This window comes from Thalassolituus marinus, from assembly GCF_020320395.1.
Taxonomy (GTDB): domain Bacteria; phylum Pseudomonadota; class Gammaproteobacteria; order Pseudomonadales; family Oceanobacteraceae; genus Venatoribacter; species Venatoribacter marinus.
In genome coordinates this window covers 159,033-171,518 of record NZ_JAEDAH010000020.1, presented here as the reverse complement: position 1 = coordinate 171,518, position 12,486 = coordinate 159,033, and the positions used below count along the sequence as shown (strand labels likewise).

Sequence of the window (12,486 nt, the reverse complement as noted above, 5' to 3'; positions counted from 1 at the left end):
AAGCCGCGTAATGCGGCTTTTTCAGTTTTTGAGAACCCAATGCTCGACAAAGCTTACGGATGAATCTCCTTCCGCATAATTAACCAAGCGGAAATCCACAAGCTGCTCATTTTCAAATTCACCTCTGATTAAAACAAGGTGATACGAGCCTCGATTGATACGCTCGGCCGTTACCTGCTTTCCATTTCGTTCGAATGTGTGTTGTGAAATAACCGGCTCTGGCCAGGCTATGGAGAAATTCAGTTTCCATTCGCATGATGATGTGCAAGGTCCGGTTGCATCGCCCAGTTGCTGAAATACTTCTGTACGACGCTTTCCAATTGTAAAACCTGCTCCGTCCATAATTGGTTCTGGCAAGCGATCCGATTGCAAACAATCGTTGCTTACGTCAGATGAAATCTGATAGCCGTACAGATTATCGTAATCGTGAATGACACCTGTCAGAAAATGAATGGACTGAGATCGCTCTGAGTTGGTTACACACACACCAGATATCTCATGATGCGCATCTTCAACACCAGAAAATGGAACCCTCAGCTCGTCCATAATAGTACTCAGCGGAGTATCCAGAAGTTTGAAACCCAGCACAGTGTCATGTGGCAGATATCGCTGTTGGTCTGACAGTTCATCTGCACCTGCAGGCATACCAATCAGTGGCATCAAACAAAGTAAGTAACTTCTGATAAAGTTTCTCATTCAACCCCCAACACCACACTACCCGTGTCGCCCTGCTGTGGTTTGCACAGAGATACCCGCTGTGCCAGCGAGTTACCCTGCTCATCATTGATGGCGGCCAGCCAGGCCTTCACTGCCGCGCCACGGGCTTTTGCCAGCTGCGGCCAGTTATCGCCCTGCTGAGTTGCTTCTGCCTTGCTGACAAACGGACACACCTGCAACTCGAGACGGGTTTTGCCCTGCATAATCTCTGCAACTTTCTGCAGGTGGGCTGCATGCTCCTCTGTCAGTTCGGACGATTGAGCCGCAAAAACCAGATCGTCCAGACGAATAGCAAACAGGTAATCACCGGCGTAGCTCGCCACCGTCAACATGGTCGTGTAAGGCTGCAGGCTCTGGCGCAGGTAGTACATAGCGCCCTGACGCAATGCCAGCTTGCTCAGCTGGCGTGTCAGATCTTCCAGTCCGACATTCGGATCACTGAGATCACCAGACAACGGAATCGTAAGACGAACGTTGCCATTATCATCACGTAACAGATCCAGCGCGGTATCCACCGGCATAGAAATCTGTTTACTCAGACGCTCAATCGCAGCGTCATCCGCTGGCACAAAGCGGGCATTACGCAGCAGGATTTTTACTTCACCACTGAGTTTCGCCTGATCGAAGCGGATATCTGCCTCCAGATTCAGCATGCCACGTTCAACGTGATAGCCCATGGCCTTGCCCAGATAACCGTTAAACTGCACCAGATCCAGCTGGCTGATACTGGCCTGAACCTGCCCCTGCGGGAACAACTGCCCATCACGCTCAAACAATGACAGGTCACCATCCAGCGCAATACGGTTATAACTATCCAGACCCGCCAGCAGGTGCAGGCTGATGGGTTTATTCAACTGAAGGTTTTGCTCAAGCTGACCGTCCAGCGCCCCCACATCGACCTCATGCAGCGTCAGTGTCGCCGTCATCGGCGGCGTTACACTGCTGTCACTCATCAGAATTTCCCCGGTCTGCTCGCCCTGATGCAAACCTGACAACACGAACGCCAGCACCTGACGAACGCTTTCTGCACTGCTGTCAGAGCTATCGATCGCTTCTGTCTGAGGTTGAATATCGCTCCCTTCTGGCGTGTTTCCTTCCTGCACCTTGCTCGCTACCGATTTACCGGCAGACTCATCCTTTGTGCGATTGTCAGACGCTGGATTCAGATCCGGTGTATGCACCACAAGTCCCTGATACGACTGATCCCCAACACTGACATCGTTATCCTGGTAAGAGACACCATTGATACGGTACTGGCTCAGGTTCATTAAAGGCTGACCACCCTGTTCAACAGCCAGATCCGCCAGTGTTATCTGCTCTATAGCCTGTTGGCTGGCATTTGCATCCATGCCCTGCAGTACAAGTTCCGCCAGTCTGACGCTGATGCCTTGATTAGCGCTGGTCGACAGAGCCAGATCATTCAATAACAGATCGCCTTGCCATTGTGGATTCGTCAGCGGCTCCAGCAGCTGGCCCTGCAGGGTGATCTGCAGTGGAGCATCGCTGTCAGCCTCACCAAGATTCAGCGAAGTTTCGGCTCCGCCCTCTGGCGCCGCCAGGGTCAGTTCCGATTGCAGTACGCTCAGCGCAACCGACACCTGCACAGGGCGGTTATCGCTGTTAATGTCCGTCAGATGCAGTGTCTGAAGCTCAAGCTCACCACGGCTGTCAGCGGCCGGCAATGTAACCGACCAGCCCAGCTGCTGGTTATCCAGCTCGAGGCTCCGGATAACAAACTGCCATGGTACGACGTGGCTACTTTCTGCCGCCACATTGTCCTGGCCAGCCTGGTGTGGCGGCTGGCTGGGCGCTTTATCGTCAGCAGTCAGTGGAATATCAAGTCCGGCAATCGACAGCTGCTGACGCCCCTCGTGTTCAGCCAGCAGCGGCGTAACAGCAACACCCGCAACCCGTACGCGACCTACCTCAATACGACGATCAAGCAGTGCATACGGATTCACACTGAATAGCAGCTCATTAATGCGACTCTCACCCGAGCCGACGCCCGGATGTTTCAGTACCAGACCAGACAGACGGAAATCGCTGTTAAACGGAGCAAAAGACCAACCGCTTGCGCTCAGCTCGTAACCCTCGCCTTGCTGAGCGTACCAGTGACGCGCGAATGCCAGGCCAATGCCAGGAGCTGCGTACAGCAATAACAAGGAGAGCAATACCAGCACCAGCAAACTAACCATTAGCCAGCGGCTGATCCTTAAAGCGGTAATCATAAGAAACTTCCTGATATCCGGTGTTTTTGCAGATTCATAATGAGACGTCGGTGTATTCACTGCCACAAGGCATCACGCAGACCACTGGCGCGCTGAACGCGGGTCGCCAGGCCTTGCTGCCAACAGTTGTGACCAGAAAACAGGGTGAAGGTTTTCTTCGCCCGGGTAATGGCCGTATAAATCAGCTCGCGGGTAATCACGCTCTGCCACTGCTCCGGTAACAACAGACACAGATGATCAAACTCCGAGCCCTGGCTCTTATGCACCGTCATGGCAAAGGCGGTTTCGTGGGCAGGCAATCGGCTTGGTAATAAATAACGGACGCCACCGTCGGCATCGGGGAAGGCGACTTTTAAAGTCGGTTTACCCTGCTCGTCTGTCACAGGCAAGGCAATACCAATGTCGCCATTAAACAAACCAAGATCGTATTCGTTACGGCTGATCATTACCGGGCGACCTGCGTACCAGCCGGACGCTGACGCACGGGTATCGATTAAGCCCGCCGCCTGCAACAAACGCTCAGCACGCTGATTCACCTGTTCAACACCATACGGGCCCTGGCGCAGCGCCACCAGAATCTGAAAACGATTAAAGGCGCTGAACACATCATTCGCATCGGCTTTATTCGCGGCAAAAGCGCGTAACGCTTCGGCGTAATCACGGTAGCCATCGACCAGCGTCTGCTGCCATTGAGATTGTTGCCAGAAAGGTTGTTCGGCCAGCGGACTGACACCGACAAAACGCACATCTTCAAAGGTACGCAGCACTTCATCTGCCCGTTGCTGGGCGCTGTTATTAACCGCAGCCGCTAACTGACCGATACCACTATCGGCAGTAAAGCGATGGGATACCCGCAGTGACGCCACGGCATTCTGCATCGGGCTTACCGGCTCTTCCGTTACCGACGCTAAATCAAAGCCAGTCAGTTGCTGCAGACGCTGAGCGAAGCCGGCGTCCGGGCCATGCTGCACACCGGCATCACATAAATCCGCCAGCACACTACCGGCTTCTACCGAAGCTAACTGATCGCGGTCACCGAGCAGAATTAAACGGGTATCGGCGGCCAATGCCTGGAACAGGTGATACATCATCGGCAAATCGACCATCGATGCTTCATCCACCACCACACAATCGAATGGTAAATGGCGATTGGCGTTGTAACGAAAACCCCGTGGCGACCACCCCAGTAAGCGATGCAGGGTAAAGCTGTCGTCCGGAATTTGTTCGGCAAAAGGCAGCGATGTTTCACTGCTTTGCTGGGCGCGTAATTTGGCCCCACGAATAGATTCCGTCATGCGTGCAGCCGCTTTACCGGTCGGTGCGGCCAGCGCAATCGACATCTGCGGGTTCTGACTCAGCAAAGCACTGAGCAGGCGTGTCACCGTGGTGGTTTTACCCGTGCCCGGACCGCCGGTAATCACGGCAAAATTGCGGCTACAGGCACTGGCGGCAGCGACTTTCTGCCAGTCAATCACGGCTGTTGAATCAGCGTCCGAATTAACAGCAGCCGGTTCACCAAATAATTGCATCAGCGTGTGACTCAGCTCGGCATCGTTTAATTCCGGCTGCAGCGCCAAACGCTGGTGAATCTGGGTTAATACACCACGTTCATAGAAAAAGTAACGCGCCAGATAAAGGTTATTGCCGTGCAGCACCAATGGCTGCTGAGCGTAATCGTGAAAATCGCCAACGGCTGTTTTCAGCTTGGCGTCTGCCACATACACAGTACGGCAATCAGCCAACTGCGAACTGGCCAGTAACGAATGTTCCTGCCAGAACTCGCGCCATTCGGGCAAGGCACAGGATGTCAGCGGCAGACACACCTGCCCCTTACCCAACGCGACACTGACCATTACCGACGCCACGGCCAAACACAGCAGTGTTTGTGGTTCAGTATCAGCTGCGGCCTGCACTTCCCACTGCAGAACCTGACTGGCCACCTGACGATCAATATCACGCAGGTTTTTCACTTCAATGTCAGGCAGATATTGCAGCAACAGCGGATTCATACGCCGGCCTCCGCTTTGTTATCTGAGCTGTTACGCGTGCACACAGCATCCGGCAACAGCACCTGTCGCCAGCGTTGCAACGCTTCAATGTCAACGGCGTGGTAATACACGCCCGGCACCTGAGTCAGCGCCGGTGCGGCAAATAAATCCTGCTGTGAAGCGGCAGAGTCATCGGCGAGTAAACGCGGTGCGCTGTCACCCAGGTGCATACCGCGCAGCCAGAAATAATACACGCCGCCCAGATGCTGAGCCGGGTCGTAACCGGGCAAGCGCTGGCGCAGCAGCTGATCGAGCGCGACGGTATAGAGCCAGGCCTGCAAGTCATACTGATGATCAGCCATCGCCACGATTAAGGCCGCCGGGGTGTAGTCGTTGATGCTGAACCCCAGATGATTGGATTTATAGTCCGCCACGTAATAACGGCCGTTATGGCAGAAAATAAGGTCGATAAAGCCTTTTAAATAGCCGCTCAGGGTATCGAAGTGGAAGCGTCCGCCTTTCGCCGGGTCGGCTAACAGGCGATTAATATCCGCCGCCTGCAACTGCTGCACCGGCAGATAAAACTCCATTTCATCCAGGCGGTTGGCGGCAGAAATATCCGCTAGGCTGAATTGCTCGCCCTGATCATTCATCAGCGGGCTGTTCACCACCGCCTGCATCCAGCCGGCAACCTCATCGATCTGCTTTTGTTTTTCCTCAGCGCCGACTTCATCCTCACTGAGCGCTAAACCATAATGGCTCAGTTCACGTTCAGTAATGCTATGCAGCGCTTCGCTATCAACAAAATCCCAGTGCTCAAAAATAGCGTGCAGACAAGTACCGGCGTTTGCGCCTTTAGCAAAGGTCAGGGCCGCTGCTGTGGCATCAAATTCACGCTCGCTGATTTCGTTCAGCAGCGCTGCGTCAACAAATTCGGAAACCGATTCATCGCTATCTGTTTGCTCACTGCTTTCATCCATCACCAGCACATCATCGTGAGCAGTATGCCCACTATGATCATCGGCGGTTAACTGACTGTAACTGCTTACCCGCCAGCTATCCCAGCTATGTGGCTGGCACACTGCCGCCTGTGGCGCTTCCTGAACAACAGCCCGGCGACGCAGTTCATCTGTCGGCCACTCTGGCAAATCGGTAATTAAACATTCGCCACTGGCTGACTGTTTTAAGCCAGCCCAGTCAGGATCATTGTCCACGGCCAGTAAATAGCCGAGTGCGGTTTGCGCAATGCGGGATTTTTTCTCTTTTTTACTTTTGCCATCCACCGCATCGGTCAGCCAGATAAAACAGCCCTGCACGGCACGGGTTAAGGCCACGTACAGCAAGCGCAGAGACTCGGCTAGAGAATCGCGTACAGCCAGTGCTTTGGCTTCGTCATCCGGTTCCAGATTGAGCACCATGCCGTCCGTTTCACTGAAATACTGGGTATCGCTTTTCGGGTTTGGCAGATAACTGTCGTCCCACAGGAACGGCAGGAACACCAGCGGATATTCCAGACCCTTGGATTTATGGATAGTGACAATGGTGACCAGATTGGCATCGCTCTCAAGGCGCAGCTGTGCTTCGTCGCCGCTGCGGTTATCCGAGAAAATATGCTCACCAAACCAGCGCAACAGCGCTTCGTGGCCGCGCAAACGGCGGGCAGCACTTTGCAGCAATTCACCTAAGTGCATCAGGTTGGTAATGCGGCGTTCGCCATCCTGATGACGACGTAAACGCTGTGCACGGCCGTCTTCTTCCAGCCATTGCATAATGGCTGCCATCACACCGCGACGCTGCCATAGCTGATGGTAACTGTGGTTTTGCTCCAGCGTGCGTTCCCACGCCTGCTCATCGTTTAACAGGGCATCCAGTTGCGCTGCGGTTAAGCCCTGGGTTTCGGTGGCCATGGCGGTACGCAATGCACGCTCATCACTGGGATGAGCTACCGCCTGCAACCAGGCAAATAAATCCCGCGCTTCGAGACTATCGTAGACGCTGTCGCGGGTTAAAAACACACTGCCGATCTGGCGCGCGGATAACGCCTCGCGGATTAATCCCGCCTGCTTGCGGCTGCGTACCAGCACGGCAATATCGCGTGCCTGCACCGGCTCATCACCCAGCGTCGCATCACCGTGCATTAAGGCATCAATTTTTTCTGCACACTGTTCTGCGGCACTGAATTGCGCCCGGGCACGGGAATATTCTTCGCCGTCATGCCACAGCTGCAGCGGCGTTTGTTCTTCATCGCCAATTTTCAGTGGCCGGCCGTCCGGTTTACCTGCCGCGGAGACATTAACGAACTGAATATCCTGATCGAACACAAAGGGGCTGTCGTGGCCGGCAAATATCTGATTGACCCCGGCCACCAGCTGGCTATGACTGCGCCAGTTTTTTTCCAGGGTAAAACGGCGTTCTTCGTCCAGCTGACGGCGGGCTTTGATGTAGGTAAATATATCGGCGCCGCGGAAGCCGTAGATGGCCTGCTTCGGGTCGCCGATCATGATAAGACCATGCGTTTCTGCCAGTGCCTTCTGACCTACCTGCGTCGCCAGCGCGTTGTCAGCATCATCTTGCGGCGGATAAATACGGTTAAAAATTTCGTACTGCTGCGGGTCGGTATCCTGAAATTCGTCGATCATCGCCAGCGGATATAAACGGCGGATATGGCTGGCCAGTAACTCGCCCTGTTCGGCACGCAGCGCATTGACCAATAAGCGCAACAGATCATCCGGGGTTAAGGCACCGGCTTTTTCCAGCAGCTCGAAATAACGCTCTTTAATGGCATCCATCCACGCCGCTTCCAGCAGCAGGGCTAACTGATTGGCTGCCTGCAGAAAGTCTTCGGTGGCGTCAAAGGCTGCATGCTGCGGTAATTCACCACTGTCTTTCAGCTTTTCTGCCATACCGGTTGGTGTCATACGGTACAGGTTTTTCGGCGCCGGCATATAAAAACGTCCGCCGAAATAGCCGGCCGCTTCTGCCACCCAGTTCGGCGCAAAGCGTTTGCTGTAGGATTTTTTATCCAGTCCGGAATCGGCGATTAACTGCACCACATCAGCCGCACTGATTTGCGACCAGGCGGCTTTGGCGGTCATAAAGGCTGCTTCAGCATTGTGCCAGGCTTTGCTTAATCCTTGCGCCGAAACAGCAGGCACGACCGTCATATCCGGTCGGCTGATGCGCGAGCGTACTTTAGCCAGCACATCGTCCGGGCCGGCATAACGGCTGATTAAATAACGGCCCTGGGGTTCATCCAGGGTATAGGCCTGCTGGCGCCAGATATCTTCACAGGCCTGTTGCAGGTAGCTGTCGCTGTCGAGTACTAGCTCTGCGCTGAACACCACACCACTGTCGAAAGCAAACTGTTTGAGCATGCGCTGACAGAAACCATGAATGGTATAAATCGCAGCCTCATCCATTAATGCCAGATTGCTTTGCAGCCAGGGTTTCAGTTGACGGCATACAGCGTCGATATCGCTGTGCTGGGCATCGCTGTTTTGGCCTTCGCTGTGCTGGCCATCGTTGTTTTGGGCAGCCGCTAACTGCTGTAAATAGCGCAGCTGCTGCTCGTCAATCGGCTGGCCATTTTCCAGCGACAATAAATCTTCCAATGTATCGCGCAGGCGCTGACGGATACGGCCACGCAATTCTTCAGTGGCGGCGCGGGTAAAGGTTACCACCAGAATCTGATCGCAGCCTAAACGTGGACGGCCATGACCGAGCATCAGGCGGTTATACAAGCCCGTAATGGTGAAGGTTTTACCGGTACCGGCACTGGCTTCAATCAGCGACTGGCCGTACAGCGGAAAATCAGCGATGGATAAGGTTTTCATGCGCCCTCTCCTGTACTGATACTGGCACTGGCACTGGCACTGGCACTTGAGTCTTTATGCAATTCATCGGTCTTTATGTGTTTTTTCAGGCTGGTCAGCAAGATGCCCTGCTCAGCCAGCCACTGTTCGGGCGGCTGACTTTGCAACTGCGCGACAAAATCCGGCAGGCAGCGTTGTAAATAAGGCGATGCCAGTTCGCCAAACTCGCGCTGCACCAGATTAGTGATTTCTTTTTGCATAGCATCGGCTTGCATATCAGCATCGTCGGCGTGTTTCTCACCAATATATTCCTGCGCCTGTATCAGGCTCCACAGGGTATCGGGCAGATGGGCAATGGGTTTACACCAGCATTGCCAGTACCAGTCGACGGCCTGTTTAATTAAAGCCAACGCGGTGTCCTGTGCAGGCAGGCCCAGCTGTACTTGCCGTAACCAGGTATTGCCCTTGTCTTTGCTTAAACCGAGCAGACAGACATGACTGATGCTACCCGGGCTGGCCGCTGCCACCAGCAAGGCATCCAGCCAGGCCTGCAATAAATGTTTGCCATAAATATCACCGACGCGGTGATACAGCAGATAACCGCACTCATCACCGACATGGCTCACAAAGGCTTGCTGCAGTTCGCCCTGTACGGTGCAGTTTTCCAGCGCCACCGATAGTGCTTTTACTTCCATACGGAATTCAGATAACTCGACGATCTTCTGCGCCAGCGGGCGCGAATAATCAATCAGATCATCGCTCCAGACTTTACCCAGCGCATTCACCGGTAAGTGCCCCAGTGCCTGCTGGCGGCGGGTAAAGGCCAGCTCATCGCTTAATTCTTCACTATGGCCGTGCTGAATATCGGCCATGGCTAATTGCAGCCAGTCGTCTTTCAGCTGATATAAATCCAGACCATTTAAGGCGAAGGGCTCTTCGGTTTCGTGCTGTTGCCAATACACATCGAACGAGGCTTTTAAGCGGCGGGTCACAAAATATTTAAGCGGGTCTGCCAGGGCCTGCTTCACGTCTTCCCAGGCAACCACGCTGGTATCGATATCGGCCGGAATAGCCAGCGGCTCACTGAAGAAATGGTCGCTTTCTGTTTCCTGGCCAGCACCCTGCTCAGCAGCGACATCCGCCCACACCTGCTGATAGCTGCGCACATGGCGCTTTAATAAATCATCAGCCGCAAATGCCTGACGGTTGTAGGGCTGCAGTGGCAGCTCTTCCTGCAACCAGTGCAACATCTTCTGGCGGCTTTGCTGGTGCGGTAAATCCAGATCCTGCTCAAGGGCAAAACCATCGCACAAATAGTCGCGTAGCTCCGCCACCAGCACCGATGGCTGCAGTTCGGCATTTTCGCGCACATCGTGGCCACGGTAGCTGATGTAGAGATAATCCTGCGCCGAACACACCGCTTCCAGAAACAGATAACGGTCATCTTCACGGCGTGAACGGTCACCACGGCGACTGCGTCCGGCAACCATTAAATCGAAGCCCACCGGCGTTACCCGGCGCGGGTAATCTTCGTCGTTCATGCCGAGCAGACACACCGCTTTAAACGGAATAGAACGCATCGGCATCAGGGTACAGAAGTTCACCGGCCCGGCGAGAAAACGCTGCCAGCCGCCCTGCTGCCCTAATTGTTCGTTAAACCAGCTGCGCACCACAGGCGCGGATAATTCGCCGTTAAAACCGGCCAGGGTTAATTCTTCCTGCCAGCGCTGAATGGCATCGCGGATACGCTGCAGCGAGTTCTGTTCGAGATTGTCGGCCAGATACAGATCATCCAGCAGACTAAGTAAGGATGCAGACCAGTCCGCAACCTGACGCGGGCCGGCAGCAAACAGACGCTGCCAGTGTTCAAGCACGTCGATAAAGGCCATTAAATGCCCGAGCAATTCGCCTTCGTTGCCTTCGGTGGCCGCCACCGGAAAATCGCCCATAAAATCCTGACGGCTGTCCGGAGTCAGATAACCCAGCAGCAACTGGCGCAAGCCTTTACGCCAGCTGTTCTGTTCAAACGCCGGCAAGCCCAGCTGCTGACGCTGTTCGCTGTTTAAGCCCCAGCGAATTTGTGCCTGGGCCAGCCAGTCGCGCAGCGCCGGTAAATCGTCTTCGCTGATATTAAAACGGCTGCGGATGGCGGATACATCCAGCCAGTCCTGTACGTCGGTAATCAGCAGGCGTGATTCACCCAGCCCCAGCAAACTAAGGAAGCTGTCGATCAGCGGATCTTCCTGCGCCATCGACTGGTCAGCTATCGCCCAGGGAATACGGTACTCACCGCCCTGCTCGGTGCGCGCACGACTACTTGCAAACACAGCGTCGATATAGGGCGCGTACTGGTCGATATCCGGCACCATCACCACGATATCGCGCGGTTTAAGCTCGGGGTCGTTATCCAGCCAGTGCAGAATCTGATCGTACAGGCGCTGCACTTCACGCAGCGGACTGTGCGCGCTGATTAAACGCACGCTGCCGTCATTCGCGGCAATGCCCTGCTTAAAGCGGCTGTGTAATTGCGCCTCTTTACTGAATGCGCCCTGCTGACGGTCGGTTAAGGTCAGAATGTCCTGCTGCAAATGTGCCAGCAGCGTTTGTGGCTCGCCATCCTGCTCAAGATAAGCATCCACATCCTGAATACGGCCTTCGAACTGTTCGGCGGTTTCATGCACCAGCGTCAGAAAATCACGTCCCAGCCGCCCCCAGGAGGCGAGCAAGGGGTTGCCGCTGTCGAGCAGGGTTTCAACTTCGGGGTTGTCACGCAGCATACGGATTTTCTGCCGTTCGCTAACGATATCGCCCCAGAAGTTTTTGCATGGATTGAGCAAAAAGAAATGCACTTCGATCACCGGCGAGATCGCCTGCAACACCTGCCAGTAGCTGCCGGGCAACGCGGCGATACCAAATACAAACAGGCGTTTGGGCAGATCGGCCAGACGTTCAGGATGGGCCTGTACCAGCTGTTCCAGTTCCTGCAGCAAGCGTGCTCGGTGATCCAGCGAATGACCCAGCTCAGCACTGTCGGCCACTAACGCCCGCCATACCAGCGGCTGCCACGGATGGGCCGATACCTGCGTATCGGCGACTTCATCATCACCCAGCTCCCAGCTCAGCAGCCAGTCCGGGCGATACACCAGATACTGGTCAAACACGTCAGCGATGGTCTGCGCCAGCTGATAACACTTAACGCCATCGGCATCGTTCTGCAGGTAATGAGCAATGGCCTCACAGCCCTCGGTCAGCGCCAGCTGTGGTAACAGACGCACCAGCTTCCAGGCCATGATCTGTTTATCGAAATGGGAGCGTTCCGGCAGTTCCGGTTTGAGGCGGTTGAATACCTGCCAGACAAAGCTCGATGGCAGCGGAAAATCCACCTGCGCGGCAATACCCAGCGAATCAGCCAGCTGCAGCTTTAGCCAGTGCGACATGCCCTGACTCTGCACCAGAATGGCTTCCTGACCAAAAGGGCCAACGGGCGATTCCTGCATCTGATGGACAAGAATACCCTTAAGAATTTCGAGATCGTTGGAATGATAAAGACGGAACATGCGATCCCTGACGCGCCGGTAAAAAACAAGATCACAGATTACCAGAATGCGCTGCCAGGAGCTTCAGATACACTGAACTTTATGCGCTGGATTGCGTCGCACTATATGCGGCTGCAAGCCGCAGAGGGTACAGCGAGTGACATCCTACCGCTGAACCACAAGAAATCTCATGCATGGAGGATTT

General features: G+C 54.6%; 5 protein-coding genes. All 5 read right to left on the bottom strand.

Translation table 11 applies throughout. The features are described 5' to 3' along the window. Positions 1-21: 21 nt before the first annotated feature. From I9W95_RS05095 to recC, 5 genes are read right to left on the bottom strand one after another with little or no spacing between them, the layout of a single operon-like run. Positions 22-696 carry a hypothetical protein gene (locus I9W95_RS05095; RefSeq protein ID WP_225672508.1) on the bottom strand — a complete coding sequence of 225 codons (675 nt, stop codon included), beginning with the start codon at positions 694-696 and terminating at the stop codon, positions 22-24. After that, entirely contained in the window at positions 693-2,945 is a 2,253-nt protein-coding gene (locus I9W95_RS05090) for a DUF748 domain-containing protein (protein ID WP_225672506.1), read from the bottom strand. The genes I9W95_RS05095 and I9W95_RS05090 overlap by 4 nt, the downstream gene beginning before the upstream one ends. Positions 2,946-3,001: 56 nt before the next feature. Then, complete coding sequence (gene recD, locus I9W95_RS05085; RefSeq protein WP_225672503.1) at positions 3,002-4,954, bottom strand: exodeoxyribonuclease V subunit alpha; 1,953 nt, start codon at positions 4,952-4,954, stop codon at positions 3,002-3,004. Continuing rightward, entirely contained in the window at positions 4,951-8,766 is a 3,816-nt protein-coding gene (recB, locus tag I9W95_RS05080) for an exodeoxyribonuclease V subunit beta (RefSeq protein ID WP_225672502.1), read from the bottom strand. Before recB ends, recD begins: the two co-directional genes overlap by 4 nt. Beyond that, complete coding sequence (recC, locus tag I9W95_RS05075) at positions 8,763-12,302, bottom strand: exodeoxyribonuclease V subunit gamma (RefSeq protein WP_225672500.1); 3,540 nt, start codon at positions 12,300-12,302, stop codon at positions 8,763-8,765. Before recC ends, recB begins: the two co-directional genes overlap by 4 nt. Positions 12,303-12,486: the final 184 nt, after the last annotated feature.